The sequence below is a fragment of the Nocardia sp. genome (assembly GCF_025465275.1).
GTDB lineage: Bacteria > Actinomycetota > Actinomycetes > Mycobacteriales > Mycobacteriaceae > Nocardia.
Genome location: NZ_JAODNK010000153.1, coordinates 205,223 through 222,467 on the forward strand (window position 1 = coordinate 205,223; position 17,245 = coordinate 222,467).

Below are 17,245 nucleotides of genomic sequence, written 5' to 3' on the forward strand. Positions count from 1 at the left end.
GCGCTCGCACACGACACGGTGCGGGCGCCGGAGGCGTATATCAAGCCTGTTTCACCGTGTCCTCGACCGCCGGATCGGTTGCGGCAGGGTCGGTCTCGCGCCAGCCCAGCAGTACCGACGGGCCGCGTTCCGCCCGCCACGGCAGCGCCAGCGCCACCACGATCGCGGCCACCACCAATGTGCCCACCGCGACGTAGGAGGCGACCTGCGAGCCCTCCATGGCGGCGACCTTCATGGCGTGGATGAGATCCGCTTTCGCCGGCGCCAGTAGCGGATTCACCGGCGCCTTCACAATCTCCAGCACACTGATCGGCGTATTGCCCGCCAGTTCCTTCTGCTGCGGATTCATGATCTGCGCGGGAATCCCGGCGATCCGGCCGCTCACATGCGCGGCATAGATCGACGTCATGATCGAGCCCAGCACGGCGACACCGAGCGCGCCACCCACCTCACGAGTGGTGTCGTTGACCGCCGAACCCGCGCCCGCCTCCGCCAAAGGCACCGAGCCCATGATGGATTCGGTCGCCGGACCCTGAACCACCGCGAAGCCCAGGCCCATCAGAATCATGGACACCACCACCGGTCCCACGTACTCGGTGTCGACCGTGGTGCGCCCGGCGATGTACATGGCCACCGCGAGAATGAGCAGCCCGCTCACCACCATGGCCGTGGTGCCGAACCGCTGCGCCATCATGGTCGCGATCGGTGCGCCGAATCCCACCGCCACCGCGAAAGGCAGTGAGTGGATACCGAATTCGAGCGGCGTCAACTCCTTCACGCCCTGGAAATACTGGGTGATCAGGAACAGGAAGCCGAAGGCGGCGAAGTAGGAGACGGTGATCGCCAGCGATGGCAGCGCGAACCGGCGATTGCGGAACAGCCGCATATTCAGCACCGGCGCCGCCACCCGCAGCTCCCAGCTCACGAACACCGCCAGCGCGATGATCGAAAGCAGGTATCCCGCAATGCTTTGCGTCGACAGCCAGCCGTGCTTTGGCGCCTCGATGATCGACCACACCAGGGCGGTCACACCCACCAGTGACAGCAGAATTCCAATGCGGTCGAGCCGGGCCACATGATCGGCGCGCGACTCCGGAACCGTGATCACCACTGCCGCAATGGCAACGAGCGCCACCGGGACATTGATCCAGAACACCGAATGCCAGGAGAAATACTCCAGCAGCCAGCCGCCGATGGTCGGGCCGATGGCAACGGCCATACCGGCCATTGCCGTCCACGCCGCCACCGCACCGGCACGCTGGCGCGGCTCGGTGAAGATATTGATCAGCAGGGCCAGGGTCGCGGGGAACACGACCGCCGCGAACACGCCCATGCCCGCGCGGGCCGCAATGACCTGCCCCAGACCGGAGGACAGCGCGCCGGCCGCCGACATGATCGCCACACCGATCAGGCCGATGATCATGAAACGCCGACGCCCGAACCGATCGCCGAGATGCCCCATGGCGAGCAGCAGTCCCGAGAAGGCCAGCGTGAACGCGTCCACAATCCACTGCAGGCCGCTCATGTCGGCCTGCAGCTGCACCGCCATGGACGGCAGCGCCACATTCACCAGCGTGTTGTCCAGCACCACAAGTAGTTCCGCGAGGCAGATCGCCACCAGTGCGGCAATCCGCCCCCGCTGACTCAACCCCGATGTAGCTCGGCCGGATTGCCGGCTCGCCATTGACACCGTCATCTCGGCACCTCCTTAGTAGACCGATCGGTTTACCTACCCGAGCAGACTATCTGTGACCGAGAGTTGCACACAATCCCCCACGCCCCATATGACGCAGGCCACACCCCCGATCCTGGGCGAAAAGCTACTGGCACTCCCGAGCCGAATAGCCCGGAGTCGCCGGTAGTCGACGCGTGAATCCGACCCGCTCAGGCCCATATTTCAGGCCGGCAGGTTCGTGCCCCGGCGCTGAACCGGCAGCACGGCCTGCGCCCGTTGTCCGCGGCGGGCCGGGGACAACGCAGCCTGAATCTCGGAATGCCAGCTCGAAATCAGGGATGCAGGGCTCGGAAGACGCGGTAGAGCTCGGCCTTGTCCTCGAAGCCGATGCCCGGAGTGTCGGTCAGCCGAAGCCGCCCGTGCTCGATGCGAGCGTGATCGGCGAAACCTCCGGTGGGCTGGAACTCACCCGGATAGGACTCATTGCCGCCGAGCCGCAGGGCCGCGGCAATGTGCAGCGAGAACTGGTGTCCGCCGTGCGGAATACAGCGGCGGGCGGACCAGCCGTGCGCCCGCAGCATGTCCTGAATGCGCAGGTACTCCACCAGCCCGTAGCCGAGCGCCGGATCGAACTGCAGGTAGTCGCGGTCCGGGCGCATGCCCGCATACCGGAGCAGATTGCGCGCATCCTGATGCGAGAAGAGGTTCTCACCGGTGGCCAGCGGGCCGGGGTACCGCTCGGACAAGGTCGCGTGCAGGGCGAAATCGAGCGGATCGCCGGGCTCCTCGTACCAGCGCAGGCCGTACGGCTCCAGCGCCCGCCCGTAGGCCAGCGCGGTGTCGAGATCGAAGCGGCCGTTGGCGTCCACGGCGAGCCGGGAGCCGTCGCCGTCGAGCACCTCCAGCACGGCCTCGACACGCTTGACGTCATCACCCAGTGGCGCACCGCCGATCTTCATCTTGACCACGTCGTAGCCCTGGTCCAGAAAGCCCCGCATCTCCTCCTGCAGCTGCGCCAGCTCCTTGCCCGGCGCGTAGTAACCGCCTGCGGCATAGACGAATACGTCATGGTCGGGCTCGCCGAGACCGTAGTGGCCGACCAGCCATCGATAGAGAGGCAGCCCGGCGAGCTTGGCGTTCAGATCGAACAGCGCCATATCGATCACGCCGACGGCCACCGAGCGTTCCCCGTGCCCGCCCGGTTTCTCATTGCGCGTCATCAGGTTCCACGCCCGCGCGGGATCGATGAAGCCGCCGTCCTCGGTCTGCATTTCCTCGGGCGCCGCCCGCATCAGCCGCGGAATCACCCTGCGGCGCAGGATCTCCCCCGCGCTGTAGCGACCGTTGGAATTGAAGCCGTAGCCCACCACCGGTTTTCCGTCCCGCAGGACGTCACTGACCACCGCGACGATCGAACAGTCCATGGCGCTGAAATCGATGAAGGCATTGCTCATGGACGAGCTGATCGCCACGGTGCCTTCGTGAATAGCGACGATACGAGGCATATCTACACTCCTTGAACGTTTTTCGGGCGATACCCGAGGGCTTGGGCGGCGGGCACGGGATCCAGCCCGCCCGGCTCCCACCGCGCAATGACCACGGTGGCCACCGCATTGCCGAGCACATTGGTCAAAGCCCGGAGAAGGGAAAGGAATCGATCCACCGACAGCACCAGCGCCAGCCCCGCGACCGGCACCAGCGCGGTGGCCGCCACGGTATTGGCGAGCGTGATGAAGGCCGAACCACTGATCCCCGCAGTGCCTTTGGAGAGCAGCAGGAAGACCAGGAACAGCCCGAGCTGATCACCGGCACTCAGCGGAACGCCGTAGACCTGCCCGATGAACACCACACAGATCGGCACCACCACCGCGACGCCGTCGAGATTGAAGGAGAACCCGGTCGGCACCACGAGGCCCACCACACTGCGGTGACAGCCGGCCTCCTCCAGCCGCTGCATCAATTGCGGCAGTACGGCTTCCGACGAGGAGGTGCCCAGCACCACCAGCAGTTCCCGGCGCAGGGTCCGGATCAGCCGCAGCAGCGAGAATCTCGCCAGCCGAGCCACCCCGCCCAGCACCACGATCACGAAAACCAGTAGCGCCAGCGCGGATACGGCCACCAATCGCATCAGGGCCGTCAAGGTCTCCGGCCCGTATTTACCGACCGTGGCCGCCACCGCGCCGAAGGTGCCGATGGGCGCGAGCAGCATGATCATCCGGATCATCCGGAAGAACACCTCGGTCAGCTTGGTGCAGGCGCCCAGAATCGGTGTGGTGACACCGGCCGGCAGCCGCAGCAGTGCGATGGCGAAGAGCACCGCGAAGACGAGCACCTGAATGATGTGCCCCGTCGCGAAGGCATTGACGGCATTGTCCGGCACCACATCCGCGAGGAACGCGCCGAACGAGGTATTCGCCGCATCACCCTTCACATAGCTGGAGAGGTCACCCGCCGCATGTCTGGGCTGCGCGACACCCACGCCGGGCCGGAGCAGGTCGACCGCAAGCAGGCCGATCAGCATGCCCACGGTGGTGACAACCTCGAAATAGATCAAGGCGCGCACCGCGATCCGCCCTACCGCCTTCAACCCGCCCGTCGCCACGATGCCGGTGACGGTCACCAGAAACACGATCGGCGCGATGAGCATCTGGATCAATGCGATGAAGGCCTGTGCCACCGGCTGCATATTCGATGCGGCGGCCGGGGCGACCATCCCGAAAACGGCCGCCACGACGGCCGCGACGAGCACCTGGAAGGTGGTATTGGTGAGAACTCTGCGCCAGCGCGGCGGCGGGGCCGCCGACTCCGGCACGGTATCGAGCGCGGCAGTGCTCATCCGACCCACCGCCCGGATTCACTCGGGCCGCACGCGAGTCGAACGCAATGCGTCCCGGTCCACGGTGAGCCCGAGCCCGGGCCGGTCCGGAACCGTCAGCACCCCGTCGATCGGTTCCGGCGAATCCGGGAACAGCAGCTTGCCGACCTGCGCCATACCGAGATGCCACTCCAGTAGCCAGCCGTTCATGAGCCCGGCCAGCGTGTGCAGATTGAACAGCGGCCAGCCGCCGCCGTGCGCGAGCGGCAGGTTGTAGATCTGGGCGAGGTGCGCGGCCTTGCGGGCCTCGGTGAAACCGCCGCAGTAGCAGACATTCGGCTGCAGAATATCGACGGCCTGCCGCTCGACCAGCTCCCGCAGCCGCCAGCGATGCCCCTCCATCTGGCCGGCCGCCAGCGGAATCGCGGTGTGCGCGCGCAGATCCGCCATGGCGCGGGCGTCGTTCTGGTGCAGCGGCTCCTCGAACCAGGTGAGGTTCAGATCTTCCACCGCGTGACAGAGATATTTGGCCTCGGCGGGCGTGAACAGATAGTTGGCGTCGATCATCAGGTCGATGTCGTCGCCGATCTCATTGCGTACGGCCCGGATTCGAGCCGCATCCTCACGCCAGCCACCCGGATCCACGGCAACCACGAGTTTCAGCGCCGTAAAGCCCTGCTCCAGTTGCAGTCTCGCCGCGGCGGCCAGCGTTTCCCGGTCGTACTGCGGGAATCCGAAGGTCGCGTAGACGGGCACACCGGTGCGGGCGCCGCCCAGCAAACTGGCCACCGAACGGCCCGCCGCCTTGCCCTGGATATCCCACAGCGCGATATCCAGCAGGGACAGGGCGCTGGAGACCACCCCGGTCATGGCCCGGGGATTCAGTGTGCGCCAGACCCTTTGGTGTACGGCCTCGACCTCGCGCGGGTCCATGTCCACCACGGCCGGCAGAAAATGCTCCTGTAGCGCGACCACCACGGCCCGGGCCAGGAAGTGCCCCGTCAGCGCGACGCCGGTGATCCCCTCGTCGGTCTCCACCTCGCAGAAGACGAACTCCTTCTGCTCCTCCCGGCCGTACCCGCGCACCTGCTCGGTCAGCAGCGGCACATCGATCGAGGTGGTGTGCACACTGGCACGAATGTCTTTGATCCTCATCCCGTCCTCCTTCTTTTCGCTCGGACGGTGATTCGAGTCTGCGCGCAGCGTTTGTCAACTGTCAACGATTTGCAATCAACAGTTGACTATGCGAAGATTCGCCTTGATCTATCGGTGCGATCAGCGAGCGGAGTCCATGACCGAGCAGACGGAGGCGATCAACGCCCTGCAACAGCGGGTGGCCGAGCGACAGGCGACCTCGCTGCTACAGCTGATCGCCGGAGAACTCGAGCAGATGATCATCAGAGGCGAGCTACGCGGCGGCGACCGCGTCAACGAGTCCGCGCTCGCCACTCAGCTGGGCACCAGCCGCGGCCCGGTTCGCGAGGCGCTGCGGCAGCTCGAATACAGCCGCCTGGTCGAATTCCGTACCAACCGGGGCATGTTCGTGCGCGAGATCTCCGTGGACGAGGCCGCCCAGCTCTACGACATCCGGGCCACGCTCTTCGGTCTCGCGGGCCGGCTCGCCGCCGACCGGGCCACACCGGAGGCACTGGAAGCCTTACGCGCCAAGGTTTCCCGGCTCGACGCGGCCGTTCCAGTGGTCGACGACTACTACCCCCGCAATGTCGACCTGCATCGGGATCTTGTTGCGCTGTCCGGCAATCCGCGCCTGGTCGAGCTCTATGGCGACGTCTCCAAGGAACTGCACCTGTTCCGCCGTCACGGCCTGGAAACCGAAACCGCCCGGCACACCTCGAACTGCCAGCACGCCGAAATCCTCGACCGGCTCGCGCACGCCGATGCCGCTGCGGCCGGAAGCCTCATGGAGGCCCACATTCTCTCCGGCAAGGAGCGTATGCTCGCCGCCGTCCGCAGCTGACCTGTTCCGGTGACCGTCCCCGGAAATGACACTGCCCCGGGCTGATTCAGCCCGGGGCAGCGCACGTTGTATTCGATTTCGAGGCGAAACCGCTATCCGAAACGGCCCGAGATGTAGTCCTCGGTCGACTTCGTGGACGGGTTGGAGAAGATCTTCTCGGTCTCGTCGATTTCGATGAGACGGCCGGGCTTGCCCTGCGCCTCGAGGTTGAAGAATGCGGTCTGGTCACTCACGCGGGCAGCCTGCTGCATATTGTGGGTGACGATGACGATCGTGTAATCCTTCTTCAGCTCGGAGATCAGATCCTCGATCGCGAGCGTGGAGATGGGGTCCAGGGCGGAACACGGCTCGTCCATGAGCAGCACATCCGGGGAGACCGCGATGGCGCGGGCGATGCACAGACGCTGCTGCTGACCACCGGAGAGGCCGCCGCCCGGCTTGTCCAGCCGGTCCTTGACCTCGTTCCAAAGGTTCGCGCCGCGCAGTGAGCGCTCGGCGACCTCGTCGAGCTCCTTCTTGCCGCGCACACCCTGCAGCTTGAGCCCGGCCACCACATTGTCGCGAATGGACATGGTGGGGAACGGGTTCGGCCGCTGGAACACCATGCCGATGGTGCGGCGCACGCCGACCGGATCCACGGTCGCGCCGTAGATGTCCTCACCGTCGAGCAGCACCGCGCCTTCGACACGCGCCTCCGGCGTCACCTCGTGCATCCGGTTCAGCGAGCGCAGCACGGTGGACTTACCGCAGCCCGACGGACCGATGAACGCGGTCACGGAACGCGGCAGCACGGTCAGCGACACATCAGAGACGGCGTGGAACTTGCCGTAGTAGATGTTGATGTCTTTGAGATCGATCCGCTTGGCCATCAGTCTTTTCCCGTTCGCTCTATCGGTTCCGCGTGAGCAGCTTGTTGACCCCGGCGGCGGCCAGGTACAGCAGCGCGATGATCAGGATCAGCGTCAGCGCCGCGCCCCAGACCCGGGCCCGGCCGGCCGGCTCCGGATTGGCCAGCTCCTGGTACATGAGCAGCGGGAGTGAGGCCATATTGCCGTTGGTGAGGTCGAAATTGATCGATTTGGAGTAGCCGACCAGCACCAGCACCGGTGCGGTCTCGCCCATGACACGCGCCACGGCCAGCAGCATGCCGCTGATCATGCCAGGCGCGGCGGTCGGAATAACGATCCGCACGATCGTTTTCCACTTCGGAACACCGAGCGCGTAAGCGGCCTCGCGCAATTCGTCCGGCACCAGCTTGAGCATCTCCTCGCTGCTGCGCACCACCACCGGCAGCATGAGCAGCACCAGGGCCAGCGATACCGCGAAGGCGCTCTGCGGGAACCCGAAGGTGCCGATCCACAGCGCGAAGATGAACAGCGCCGCCACGATCGACGGCACACCGGCCAGAATGTCCACCATGAAGGTGGTGGTCTTGGCCAGCCAGCCGCGACCGTATTCGACCAGGTAGACCGCGGCCATAATACCCAGCGGCACCGCTATGACCGCGGCTACCGCAGACTGCACGATGGTGCCGTAGATGGCGTGGTACACACCACCCGCACGCTGTTCGGGCAGCACGCCCTTCTGCGACTTCGTCCACCAGTCGAGCGAAGCGATTGCGTGCCAGCCGTTGTCGATGACGGTGTAGAGCACCCAGAGCAGCGGCACCAGCGCCAGCAGGAAGCACAACCACACCACACCGGTGGCGAGGTTGTTACGAATACGGCGGCCGGGGCTGACATGCCGGAAGGTCGGGGCCTTGACCGGCTTGTCCAGTGTGGCGGTCATCCGTTCACCTTCCCGCCGGCCACCAGCCGGGCCAGTGCATTGACCACGAAGGTCAGCGCGAACAACACGAAGCCGGCGGCGATGTACGCACCGGTCGGCAGCTTCGAGCTGAATTCCGAAGCGGCCGAAGCGATTTTGGAGGCGAAGGTGTAGCCGCCGTCGAACAGCGACCACTTGCCGGCCTGGGCCGAGGTGCGCAGCACGATCAGCACCGCGATGGTCTCACCGAGCGCACGGCCGAGGCCGAGCATGGAACCCGCGATCACACCGGAGCGGCCGAACGGCAGCACTGTCAGCCGCACGACCTCCCACTTGGTGGCGCCCAGCGCCTGCGCCGCCTCGATCTGCGAACGCGGCGTCAGGCCGAACACCTCACGACTCACCGAAGTGATGATCGGCAGAATCATCACCGCCAGCACAATGCCCGCGGTGAAGATGGTGCCGCCGCCGGCAATGCTGACATCACCGGTTTTGAACAGGAACAACCAGCTCAGGTGGTTGTTCAGGAAGGTCTGCAGCGGCTCCAGCTTGGGAGCCAGCATCAGAAATCCCCAGAGACCGAACACGATCGACGGCACCGCCGCCAGCAGATCGACGACAGCCGAGAACGGACGCGCCAGCACCTTCGGCGAATACTGCGTCAGGAACAACGCGATACCCACGCCGATCGGCACCGCGATCACCAGCGCGAACAGCGAACTCAGCACCGTGACCATGAACAGGTCCTTGATGCCGAACTTCAGATTGTTCGCGTCCGAGGTATTGAACTCGGAGGTGGTGAAGAAGTTCGCCTTGTTCGCCATCACCGAGGGCCAGGCCCGGATGAGCAGGAACAGGGCGATCAATGCGATCGCGGCGACGATGATTCCGCCGGCGGCCGTGGCCGCCGAACGAAATGCGAACTCCGCACCGTACTTCGTGGGGGCCTTGCGCCCAGTGGCCGGCTTGGCGCTGGCTTCGGTCGACATAAGCGCAGTATCCCCCGGCGTCTGGGCACGGTCCGCCGACGGGCCGGTCGTTTCGGACAGGCCCGTCGCGGACTTTTCGTCGTGCACGGTCATCGTCTTTTTCTCAGATCAGTCGATCAGGAAATGGCGCTGATCGCGGTGGTGAGCTTGGTCTTGAACGAATCCGGCAGCGGCACGTAGCCCGCATCCGCCAGACCGGTCTGGCCGTTGCCCACAGCCGAGGTCAGGAACGCCTTGACAGCCTTCGCGGTGTCCGCGTCGCTGTACTTGGAGCAGACGATCTCGTAGGTGGCCAGCATGATCGGGTAGGCGCCACCGGTGGTGGGCTTGTAGATCGAGCTGTTGTCCAGCACCAGGTCGTTGCCCTGGCCGGAAACCTTGACCGCGTCGATCGCCTTGGCGGCGGACTCCGAGGTGAGGTCGACCGGCTTCGGGTCGTTCGAGGTGGCGGCGGTCAGCACGCGCGCGGTGGTGAGCTTCTGCGCCTTGGCGAAGGACCACTCGGTGTAGGTGATCGTGAACTTGGTGTTCGCGATAGCGGCCGAGGTGCCGTCGCTACCCTTCGCACCCTCGCCGACGCCACCCTGGAACGCCTTGCCGGCGCCCTTGGTCCAACCGCCGGCCGAGTCCAGGTACTTCTGGAAGTTGTCGGTGGTGCCGGACTCGTCGGAGCGGAAGACCACACCGATCTTGTCCGACGGCAGCTTGTCGGCCTTGGCGGTGTTCAGCGCCTTGATGTGGGCGTCGTCCCAGGTGCTGATCTCACCGTCGAAGATCTTCGCCATGGTCGGCGGATCCAGGACCAGGTCGTCGATGCCGGGCACGTTGTAGGCGACCGCGATCGGGCCGAATACGGCGGGCAGGTTCCAGGCCGGGCTGCCACAGCGGGCGGCGGCCTTGTCGACCTCACCCTTTTTGGCGTCCAGCGGCGAGTCGGAGCCGGCGAAATCGGTCTGGCCGCCGAGGAACTCGTTCACACCCGCACCGGAACCGGAAGCGGTGTAGTCCAGCTTGGCGCTACTGCAGTTCGCCTCGTAGGCGGCGACAAAACGGTCCATCGCGTTCTTCTGGGCGGTCGAACCACTGGCCTTGAGAGCTGACTTGCCGCCACAGGCGACGTCGATCTTCGCGGCACCCGTGGTCGAGTCGTTGTTGTCACTGCCACAGGCGGACAGGGTCAGGGTGCTGGCCACTGCCAACACGCCGAGCAGGGCGCTGCTGCGCTTGAGATTCACCAATTCCTCCGGGAATCACGTTGCACGTTCGACCCCTCAACGGTCGGACGGGCGTGATGTGGCGGCTGTTCGCTACGAACTAGCGCACCAGGAAGCTGAATGCTGCCCAAAAGAAACGTAAGGGCGGCTGGTAGCCAACTGGACCTGGGAAGGTGAACTGGAGATGAACAACCCGGCGCGATTGCACTGCACGATATGTGACATTTGCCGCATCATTGCGGAGCATGCCGGTGAGCGGGACGGGGGCTGGCTAGGACCCCGCCGAGTACGCCACATCCACATGGGCCGGACCGAAGCCGAGTTTCGTATAGGTATTCACCGCAGCGGCATTGTCGGCCTCGGTATAGAGCAGCACCGCGCCCAGTCCACTGTCCCGGAGATAGCGCAGACCGGCAAGTGTGAGCAGGCGCCCCAGCCCGCGACCCTGCGCCTGCGGGTCGACGCCGACAACGTAGACCTCACCGATGTGCGGCGTCTCGTCGAAATGCACCTTGGTCCAATGGAAGCCGAGGATCCGGCCGGGATCGGCCGGATCGAAGGCGAGGAACAGGCCCTTGGGATCGAACCAGGATTCCGCGCGGCGCGCCTCGATATCGTGCTCGGTCCAGGCGCCCTGTTCCGGATGCCAGGAGAAGGCCGCACTGTTGACGCGCAGGATCTCGGCATCATCGGAAGGCCCCGCGTAAGTACGCAATTCGAGGCCGGCCGGAACCGTCAATTCCGGTAGCTCAGTAGTAGCCAAATCGCGTCGCATCTGCCAGAGTTCGCGCGCCACACGCAATCCGAGCCGGGCCGCGACCGCCTGCGCGGGCGGCAGATTGCCGTGCGCCCAGACCCGGGCTTCCGGGCCGCCGGCCGCCAGTGCGGCAGCGACCAGCCCCGCGCCGAGGCCCTGACGGCGGAAGCGCGGATCGACCGCGACCTCCGCCATGGCGGGGTGTTCCCCGTGCGCCGGAGTCACATTCGCGTATCCGGCGACCGCGCCATCCCACTGCTCCACCAGATGCTGCACCGGAGAGTCGGTGGCAAGCGACAGCACCGCCTGTTCCGAAACCGGCGCAACGCCGTCCGCGGCAGTGGCTCGCTCCAGCACTCCCCGCACCTCCGCCGCGGTCTCGAGGGACAGCCGGCCGGTGCTGGAAACCATCAGATAATGCCGTTCGCCGAGGTCAATTCGGAGTCGTCGGTGCCATCGGACTCGGGGAAAGCGGGCGCGGGCGCCTCGTTCTTGGCTCCGGTCGAACGCGCCGGGCGCACGGCCTTGTAGCCGACATTGCGGACCGTGCCGATGAGCGATTCGTATTCGGTCCCGAGCTTGGCACGCAGCCGTCGCACATGGACGTCCACGGTGCGGGTGCCACCGAAGAAGTCGTAACCCCACACCTCTTGCAGCAGCTGAGCCCGGGTGAAGACCCGGCCGGCATGCTGCGCAAGGTATTTCAGTAGCTCGAACTCCTTGTAGGTGAGGTCGAGCGGGCGACCGCGCAGCCGGGCGGTGTACGTGCCCTCGTCGATCACCAGCTCACCGAGGGTGATCTTGCCGGTGTTCTCCGGACTTGCAGCGCCACCGTTGCGTGCGACCAGCAGTCGCAAGCGGGCGTCCAGTTCCGCTGGACCCGTCCCGGGCAGCAGGATGTCATCCAGTCCCCAGTCCGCGTTCACCGCAACCAATCCACCTTCGGTGAGCACCGCTACCACCGGCACCGACGATCCGGTGCTACCCAGCAAACGACACAGACCGCGCGCGGCGGCCAGATCGGTGCGGGCATCGACCAGCGCTACATCGGCGGAACCGGCCTCGAGCAGGGACGCCACCTCGGTCGGCGCAGGCCGCACATGGTGCGGCAGCAACGCGAGCGACGGCAGCACCGCCTCGGGGTTGGGGTCGGAGGTCAGCAGGAGCAGCTCCATGGAGGGCCCTCCATCCCATCTGGCATGTGTGTGGCAACTACTCTGTATGCCACGACTCCATGCTGGTTATCACAGGTAAGTCGGTTGCTACATTAGCGCGTCCGGACCGACAGCCACGCAATCCGGGCAGCGTATCGGCCTCTGGCTATTCAGAGATCACACAGCGCACCCCCGAGAAGGGGCTCGACGACGGCACATCTGTCGTCCTCCGAGGCGGCGACAGATATCGTGCCCCTATGGGTAACTCACCGGGTACGCCCGAAACCCAGCCCCGCATCCAGCCGCCGCTCCTCGACGAGACCGTGGTGACTCCGGTGCGTCGGCAGGAGTCGCGGCGTAGCGGGCTGCGCGGAATGGCCTTCCGGAGGCTGATCATTACGCTGCTCTGCCTGGCAGGTCTGGCCGTAGTGCTCGACTTCGGGGTGGCGGCGTATTCGGAGTACCGGGTGTCGCGGTTGCTACGTGACGGTTCGAATCTCAGTGCGGATCCGGAGGTCACCTTCCACGGGTTCCCGTTCACGGCCCAGGCACTCGACGACGAGTACAAGAACGTGGATATTCGCGCGCGTGCCATGCGGCCCGATATTCCGGGCGAGATCATGGTCGAGGCGAATCTGAAGGGCATGCACCTCTCGCTGCGCAATCTGGTCGACGGCCAGGTGCGGGGAGTGCCGGTGGATCAGGTGGAAGCGCGCATGCGAATCGAACCGGTCGAACTGGGACGGCTGTTCAAGATTCCCAATCTGCAGGTGTTCGGCCCGCCCGCCGATAAATCCGACGGCACCGGTGGTTCCGGCGGCTCCGGCATGACCACCGCGGGCGCGATCATCCTGAACGGCACCATTCCGCTGTCGGACTCCGATACTCCCGCGGTGCCGGGCACCAAGGGCGAGACCGTGAGCGTGCTGGCGGATCTGCGACTGGTCGACGATCAGGTCCGTATTACCGCCACCGATATCTATCGCGGTCCCGGCGCCGCCACTCAGACCAGCGACGCCACGCCCGTCACCGTGATTCCCGAGTCCGACAAGGCCCGGGTGCTGGCCCTGTTCACCCGGACCATCGATACCCGCGATCTGCCGTTCGGCGTGCACCCGCAGAAGGTGGAGGCGAGCGGCGGTCAAATCGTGGTGGAGGGCAAGGGCAGCGATGTGACCGTCGATCTGGATCGGTTGCAGCAGCCGTGATCGCGCTCGGAGTGCTTGCCGTCGTGCTCGTGGTCGGGGCGGGTATCGGAATCATGGTGCGCCGCAACGAAGGTCGTGTCCGCGATACCGCGCCGCTGGTCACCGTGCCCGCAGACGGCCCGTCCGCGCTGCTCACCGCGGCCGGTGTGCTTGCCGGCCGTCCCACGGTGCTGCATTTCTCCGCGGACTGGTGTGGTCCGTGTGCGGCCGTACGCCGGGTGGTCGCGAATGTGGTGGCCGAATTGGCCACGGCCGAGGCTCCCCCGCTGGATCTCGAGGTAGATATCGACGCGAATCCGGCGCTGGCGCGCGAGCTGAACGTGCTGTCCCTGCCGACGACTTTCCTGCTGGACGCCGCAGGACAGGAAAGGTTCCGCATCGCCGGTGTTCCGAAGACGCCTGATTTGCGCAGGTCATTGGCCGAATTGGCGAGATCCGGCAAATCCGAGTGACCAGCATTACGGACCCCGGGTCCAATTTCCCCCGAAAATTGGGTAAACTTCCTCTCGTGCAAACCAACCTTGAGCTGATGCTCACCCGACGCCGCACGGTAGACCTGTGCCGGCTCGGTGGTTGTTGCTGCCTCTGCCGCTAGCCGGTCGGCCTTTCGCGTTCCCCTTTTCTTCGCGCCGACCGGGTGTGTCCCGCCGTTTGAGAGATCGTGTCGATCCTCCGGCGAAATGACCCATAGACCTCATCGCGCAGGAGTACGCACATGTCGAATCCGAATCCCACCAGGCCGCCCGCCGGGCAGGTCGATGTCCGCGGCCCGCGTTTTGCCGCCTGGATCACCACCGCCGTGCTGGCGCTGGTGCTGATCATCGCGACCGTCTCCGTTCCCATCGCCGCTGTGCTGCTCGCGGTCCAGGCCGTGGTCTTCGCGCTCGGCGCGGCCACCGGCCCCCGAAACAGCCCCTACGGCCGGATCTACGCCACCGTGGTCGCGCCGCGAGTCGGTCCCCCCTCCGAGCTGGAACCCGTTGCGCCGCTTCGGTTCGCGCAGCTTGTCGGTCTGCTGTTCGCGGTGCTCGGCGTCATCGGGTTCGCTGCCGGTAGCCCGGTCGCGGGTGCCGTCTTCACCGGTTTCGCGCTGTTCGCGGCCTTCCTCAATGCGGCCTTCGGTATCTGCCTGGGCTGCAAGATCTATCCCCTCGTCTCGCGGTTCAAGACCGCGTCGACGTCCGCCAATCCCACCGCCTGACCCCGGCACCACCTCGAAAGGAACAACATGGCTCGCTCCGATGTCCTGGTCTCCGCAGACTGGGTCGAAGAGAACCTGAACACGCCCGGAGTCGTCCTCGTAGAGGTCGACGAGGACACCTCGGCTTACGACCTGGGCCATATCGAGGGTGCTGTCCGGCTCGACTGGAAGAAGGACCTGCAGGACCAGGTCCGTCGTGACTTCGTCAACCGCGAGCAGTTCTCCGATCTGCTGTCCACCCGCAGTATCGGCAACGACGACACCGTGGTGCTCTACGGCGGCAACAACAACTGGTTCGCGGCCTACGCCTACTGGTACTTCAAGCTGTACGGCCACCAGGACGTGAAGCTGCTCGACGGTGGCCGCAAGAAGTGGGAGCTCGACGGCCGCCCGCTGGTCAAGGATGTCGTGGTCCGCCCGGCCACCGCCTACAAGGCGAGCGAGCAGGACCTGACCATCCGCGCGTTCCGTGACGAGGCCGTCGCGGCCATCGGCACCAAGAACCTGGTCGACGTGCGTTCGCCCGACGAGTTCTCCGGCAAGATCCTGGCCCCGGCGCACCTGCCGCAGGAGCAGTCGCAGCGTCCGGGTCACATCCCGTCCGCCATCAACGTGCCGTGGTCCAAGGCCGCGAACGAGGACGGCACCTTCAAGTCCGATGCGGACCTGGCTGCCCTGTACAAGGAAGCGGGCCTGGACGGCGAGAAGGAGACCATCGCCTACTGCCGCATCGGCGAGCGTTCCTCGCACACCTGGTTCGTGCTGCAGGAGCTGCTGGGCCACAAGAACGTCAAGAACTACGACGGGAGCTGGACCGAGTACGGCTCCCTCGTCGGTGTACCGATCGAGTTGGGAGCGTAATCAATATGTGTGCAGCACCTACCCAGGGTCAGGCCATTCCGGCCGGCGTCGACGTCGAGAAGGAGACGGTCATCACCGGCCGCGTCCTGACCGCTGACGGCCAGACCGTCGGTGGCGCTTTCGTCCGTCTGCTGGACGGCAACGGCGATTTCACCGCCGAGGTCGTGGCGTCGGGTACCGGCGACTTCCGCTTCTTCGCGGCGCCGGGCTCGTGGACCATTCGCGCGCTCTCCGCGTCCGGTAACGGCACCGCCGAGCTTGCCCCGGAGGGCAACGGCATCCACAACCTGGACGTCGTCGTCGCCAAGTAACTGTCCCGCCTCCCCGGAACTTTTAGCCGGACTCAGGTGCCACAACAGTCGCGTTGGCCGCTGACGGCAACGTAGCTGGTGGGGTTAGCCGGTACCCGGCGAGTTACCCGTAGCTCGCGAGATCACGAGTTACGTTGGGCGGGAAGTCCAAACACTCGAAACGGCCCCGGGATTCAATTCCCGGGGCCGTTTTCGCGTCTTCGACGGGGTGCGATTACACTCCGAATCGTGGTGCTTACCTTCGAGATTCTGCTGGTTCTCGTCTCCGTGCTGATCGCCTGGTTCGGTCTTTACGTCCTCTACCGGCTGTTCACCGAGTCGTGAGCGAGTCGGCGAGCGAGAACGTCGAACACACGGCTGACGCAACGACACGGGACGCTTCCGCGGACCGTGACGATGCCGCACGCGACGAGCTCGCTGCTCGCCGCAGTGGTGACCAGGCCGTGGCCGAGGCCGCCGAGCGCGCCAAGGTGACGGCGGCCGTGAACATTCCCTCGCTCCCCGACCTTCCGCTACCCATCGATACCGCGAATCTGCGGCTGGGCCCGGACCTGAGCTCCTCCATGCTCGCGCTGCTGCCCCTGGTGGGCGTGTGGCGCGGCGAGGGCGAAGGAAACGATCCCGAGACCGGCGACTACCGCTTCGGTCAGCAGATCATCGTGTCGCACGACGGTGGCGACTATCTCACCTGGGAAGCGCGTTCCTGGGTCATCGATACCGAGGGCAATTACGCGGGCCCGGATCTGCGCGAGAGCGGTTTCTGGCGGGTCGGCATCGACGGTGACGACGAGGTGCTCGAGCTGCTGCTCACGCACGCGTCCGGGATCGTCGAGCTGTTCTACGGCCAGGCGCTCACCCAGTCCTCCTGGGAGCTCGCCACGGACGTGGTCATTCGCAGCCAGTCCGGCATTGTCGTGGGTGGGGCCAAGCGCCTTTACGGCATCGTCGAGGGCGGCGACCTGGGTTACGTCGAAGAGCGCATCGCCCCGGACGGCGCTCTCGAGCCGCGCCTGTCCGCGCGCCTGAAGCGCTACATAGGATAGCTCTCTCTCCCAACGCAACTCGTGATCTCGCGAGGCGAGGGTAACTCCTGGGGGACCCCCAGAACGCAATCACGCACCGGACCGTCGGCCCGGTGCGTAAGTCTTTACGTGCTCACCCGTCGGCAAAAGTTCCGGAGAGGCGGCACAGCCCCCGAGTCTTATCGCGGAGCTAACTCACGCGATTCCGATCGGACTAGACCGGAGACTCGGGGGCCGGGTGACTGCCTGGGATTCGCTCAGCGCTCGCGCTACGAGAATCCGTTGCAGCGGTG

General features: G+C 65.7%; 17 protein-coding genes. 7 read left to right on the top strand and 10 right to left on the bottom strand.

Going from position 1 to position 17,245, the window contains the following annotated elements; all coding sequences use genetic code 11:
* Positions 1-40 precede the first annotated feature (40 nt).
* The 4 genes from JWN03_RS33285 to JWN03_RS33300 all read right to left on the bottom strand — a co-directional run bounded on the left by JWN03_RS33285 (position 41) and on the right by JWN03_RS33300 (position 5,645).
* Positions 41-1,696: an MFS transporter gene (locus tag JWN03_RS33285; protein WP_297623268.1), complete on the bottom strand. Its 1,656-nt coding sequence runs from the start codon at positions 1,694-1,696 to the stop codon at positions 41-43.
* A gap of 311 nt (positions 1,697-2,007) precedes the next feature.
* Positions 2,008-3,180 carry a mandelate racemase/muconate lactonizing enzyme family protein gene (locus JWN03_RS33290; RefSeq protein WP_297623270.1) on the bottom strand — a complete coding sequence of 391 codons (1,173 nt, stop codon included), beginning with the start codon at positions 3,178-3,180 and terminating at the stop codon, positions 2,008-2,010.
* A 2-nt stretch (positions 3,181-3,182) separates the two neighbouring features.
* Complete coding sequence (locus JWN03_RS33295; RefSeq protein ID WP_297623272.1) at positions 3,183-4,511, bottom strand: cation:dicarboxylate symporter family transporter; 1,329 nt, start codon at positions 4,509-4,511, stop codon at positions 3,183-3,185.
* Between the two features lie 18 nt (positions 4,512-4,529).
* Positions 4,530-5,645 (bottom strand): mandelate racemase/muconate lactonizing enzyme family protein, encoded by a 1,116-nt coding sequence (locus tag JWN03_RS33300; RefSeq protein ID WP_297623274.1) that lies wholly within the window; start codon positions 5,643-5,645, stop codon positions 4,530-4,532.
* A 136-nt stretch (positions 5,646-5,781) separates the two neighbouring features.
* On the opposite strand from JWN03_RS33300, the gene JWN03_RS33305 reads away from it, so the two are divergent.
* The gene (locus JWN03_RS33305) at positions 5,782-6,468 is read left to right on the top strand and encodes an FCD domain-containing protein (RefSeq protein ID WP_297623276.1); all 687 of its coding nucleotides are present in this window, start codon (positions 5,782-5,784) and stop codon (positions 6,466-6,468) included.
* Between the two features lie 92 nt (positions 6,469-6,560).
* Here the strand turns inward: JWN03_RS33305 and pstB are convergent, their stop codons facing one another.
* The 6 genes from pstB to JWN03_RS33335 all read right to left on the bottom strand — a co-directional run bounded on the left by pstB (position 6,561) and on the right by JWN03_RS33335 (position 12,370).
* Positions 6,561-7,337, bottom strand: coding sequence for a phosphate ABC transporter ATP-binding protein PstB (gene pstB / locus JWN03_RS33310; protein ID WP_297623278.1), 777 nt, complete (start codon positions 7,335-7,337; stop codon positions 6,561-6,563).
* Positions 7,338-7,356: 19 nt separating this feature from the next.
* Positions 7,357-8,256 carry a phosphate ABC transporter permease PstA gene (pstA, locus tag JWN03_RS33315; RefSeq protein WP_297623280.1) on the bottom strand — a complete coding sequence of 300 codons (900 nt, stop codon included), beginning with the start codon at positions 8,254-8,256 and terminating at the stop codon, positions 7,357-7,359.
* Positions 8,253-9,224, bottom strand: coding sequence for a phosphate ABC transporter permease subunit PstC (gene pstC, locus JWN03_RS33320; RefSeq protein ID WP_297623282.1), 972 nt, complete (start codon positions 9,222-9,224; stop codon positions 8,253-8,255). The genes pstA and pstC overlap by 4 nt, the downstream gene beginning before the upstream one ends.
* A gap of 116 nt (positions 9,225-9,340) precedes the next feature.
* Positions 9,341-10,459, bottom strand: coding sequence for a phosphate ABC transporter substrate-binding protein PstS (gene pstS / locus JWN03_RS33325; RefSeq protein ID WP_297623284.1), 1,119 nt, complete (start codon positions 10,457-10,459; stop codon positions 9,341-9,343).
* A 250-nt stretch (positions 10,460-10,709) separates the two neighbouring features.
* Positions 10,710-11,606: a mycothiol synthase gene (gene mshD / locus JWN03_RS33330; protein WP_297623286.1), complete on the bottom strand. Its 897-nt coding sequence runs from the start codon at positions 11,604-11,606 to the stop codon at positions 10,710-10,712.
* A complete protein-coding gene (locus tag JWN03_RS33335; protein WP_297623288.1) occupies positions 11,606-12,370 on the bottom strand; it encodes a winged helix-turn-helix transcriptional regulator in 765 nt (254 codons plus the stop codon). Before JWN03_RS33335 ends, mshD begins: the two co-directional genes overlap by 1 nt.
* Positions 12,371-12,723: 353 nt before the next feature.
* On the opposite strand from JWN03_RS33335, the gene JWN03_RS33340 reads away from it, so the two are divergent.
* The 6 genes from JWN03_RS33340 to JWN03_RS33365 all read left to right on the top strand — a co-directional run bounded on the left by JWN03_RS33340 (position 12,724) and on the right by JWN03_RS33365 (position 16,973).
* Positions 12,724-13,557, top strand: coding sequence for an LmeA family phospholipid-binding protein (locus JWN03_RS33340; RefSeq protein ID WP_297623413.1), 834 nt, complete (start codon positions 12,724-12,726; stop codon positions 13,555-13,557).
* The gene (locus tag JWN03_RS33345; protein ID WP_297623290.1) at positions 13,554-14,009 is read left to right on the top strand and encodes a thioredoxin family protein; all 456 of its coding nucleotides are present in this window, start codon (positions 13,554-13,556) and stop codon (positions 14,007-14,009) included. The genes JWN03_RS33340 and JWN03_RS33345 overlap by 4 nt, the downstream gene beginning before the upstream one ends.
* Before the next feature lie 263 nt (positions 14,010-14,272).
* Positions 14,273-14,758, top strand: a complete 486-nt coding sequence (locus JWN03_RS33350) for a DUF4395 domain-containing protein (protein WP_297623292.1) — start codon at positions 14,273-14,275, stop codon at positions 14,756-14,758.
* A gap of 27 nt (positions 14,759-14,785) precedes the next feature.
* Positions 14,786-15,619 carry a sulfurtransferase gene (locus JWN03_RS33355; RefSeq protein ID WP_297623294.1) on the top strand — a complete coding sequence of 278 codons (834 nt, stop codon included), beginning with the start codon at positions 14,786-14,788 and terminating at the stop codon, positions 15,617-15,619.
* 5 nt (positions 15,620-15,624) lie between these two features.
* Positions 15,625-15,930 (top strand): DUF1416 domain-containing protein, encoded by a 306-nt coding sequence (locus JWN03_RS33360; protein ID WP_297623296.1) that lies wholly within the window; start codon positions 15,625-15,627, stop codon positions 15,928-15,930.
* Positions 15,931-16,250: 320 nt separating this feature from the next.
* Positions 16,251-16,973 (top strand): FABP family protein, encoded by a 723-nt coding sequence (locus JWN03_RS33365; protein ID WP_441343102.1) that lies wholly within the window; start codon positions 16,251-16,253, stop codon positions 16,971-16,973.
* Positions 16,974-17,245: the final 272 nt, after the last annotated feature.

What these genes read in the sequence shown, in the direction of transcription:
- JWN03_RS33285 (WP_297623268.1), bottom strand. Translation starts at nt 1,696, where the DNA reads ATGACGGTGTCAATGGCGAGCCGGCAATCCGGCCGAGCTACATCGGGG.
- JWN03_RS33290 (WP_297623270.1), bottom strand. Translation starts at nt 3,180, where the DNA reads ATGCCTCGTATCGTCGCTATTCACGAAGGCACCGTGGCGATCAGCTCG.
- JWN03_RS33295 (WP_297623272.1), bottom strand. Translation starts at nt 4,511, where the DNA reads ATGAGCACTGCCGCGCTCGATACCGTGCCGGAGTCGGCGGCCCCGCCG.
- JWN03_RS33300 (WP_297623274.1), bottom strand. Translation starts at nt 5,645, where the DNA reads ATGAGGATCAAAGACATTCGTGCCAGTGTGCACACCACCTCGATCGAT.
- JWN03_RS33305 (WP_297623276.1), top strand. Translation starts at nt 5,782, where the DNA reads ATGACCGAGCAGACGGAGGCGATCAACGCCCTGCAACAGCGGGTGGCC.
- pstB (WP_297623278.1), bottom strand. Translation starts at nt 7,337, where the DNA reads ATGGCCAAGCGGATCGATCTCAAAGACATCAACATCTACTACGGCAAG.
- pstA (WP_297623280.1), bottom strand. Translation starts at nt 8,256, where the DNA reads ATGACCGCCACACTGGACAAGCCGGTCAAGGCCCCGACCTTCCGGCAT.
- pstC (WP_297623282.1), bottom strand. Translation starts at nt 9,224, where the DNA reads ATGTCGACCGAAGCCAGCGCCAAGCCGGCCACTGGGCGCAAGGCCCCC.
- mshD (WP_297623286.1), bottom strand. Translation starts at nt 11,606, where the DNA reads ATGGTTTCCAGCACCGGCCGGCTGTCCCTCGAGACCGCGGCGGAGGTG.
- JWN03_RS33335 (WP_297623288.1), bottom strand. Translation starts at nt 12,370, where the DNA reads ATGGAGCTGCTCCTGCTGACCTCCGACCCCAACCCCGAGGCGGTGCTG.
- JWN03_RS33340 (WP_297623413.1), top strand. Translation starts at nt 12,724, where the DNA reads ATGGCCTTCCGGAGGCTGATCATTACGCTGCTCTGCCTGGCAGGTCTG.
- JWN03_RS33350 (WP_297623292.1), top strand. Translation starts at nt 14,273, where the DNA reads ATGTCGAATCCGAATCCCACCAGGCCGCCCGCCGGGCAGGTCGATGTC.
- JWN03_RS33355 (WP_297623294.1), top strand. Translation starts at nt 14,786, where the DNA reads ATGGCTCGCTCCGATGTCCTGGTCTCCGCAGACTGGGTCGAAGAGAAC.
- JWN03_RS33360 (WP_297623296.1), top strand. Translation starts at nt 15,625, where the DNA reads ATGTGTGCAGCACCTACCCAGGGTCAGGCCATTCCGGCCGGCGTCGAC.